Here is a 546-nt window from a genome sequence, read left to right as displayed (position 1 = left end):
TTACCAGCCCCGATGTTGACACTGTCGCAGTGTTTCCGTGTGACGAACTGTGGGATGTCGAAATTGAGTGAGTTGAAAGCGTTGCACTTGACATGGACGGTATCATATTGATGACTCCCTGTTAATATGAGGAGTGATGATATGAGGAAAAAAATTATTTTTATATCAGGTTATGGCCTTATTTAATGTAGCGCGATTATGCATTACGAAATCTTGCGGAAGTAAATATAACGCGTAGTCAGAAATATCAAAGCATGTAGGCTAGATCAGGAACGGATGCAACGATAAATAGCAAGTAAAACCCCGGCATGGCACCGGGGCGAGACACTAAGGATTACGTGCCACTATCACCGCACGCAGCGGCGCGGGGTAACCTTCACAGGTTTTACGGTGATCGTTGGGATCGAGAAAATCGGCCAGTGATTCCGTGGTCATCCATGAGGTTCTGCGCTGCTCTTCAAGGGTGGTGACGCAATGATCGACGATACGCACGTCGACAAAACCGCACTTTTCCAACCAGCGCACCAGCGCCAGAGCAGAGGGAAT

The 546-nt window shown here is 47.8% G+C and carries 1 protein-coding gene; it reads right to left on the bottom strand.

The window, feature by feature from the left end:
• Window positions 1-327: 327 nt before the first annotated feature.
• On the bottom strand, window positions 328-546 hold a 219-nt coding region (locus J5224_RS34660), incomplete at its 5' end, for a DUF1698 domain-containing protein (protein WP_264629348.1).

Source organism: Candidatus Symbiopectobacterium sp. NZEC135 (assembly GCF_025962695.1).
This window is presented reverse-complemented; position numbering and strand designations above follow the sequence as displayed.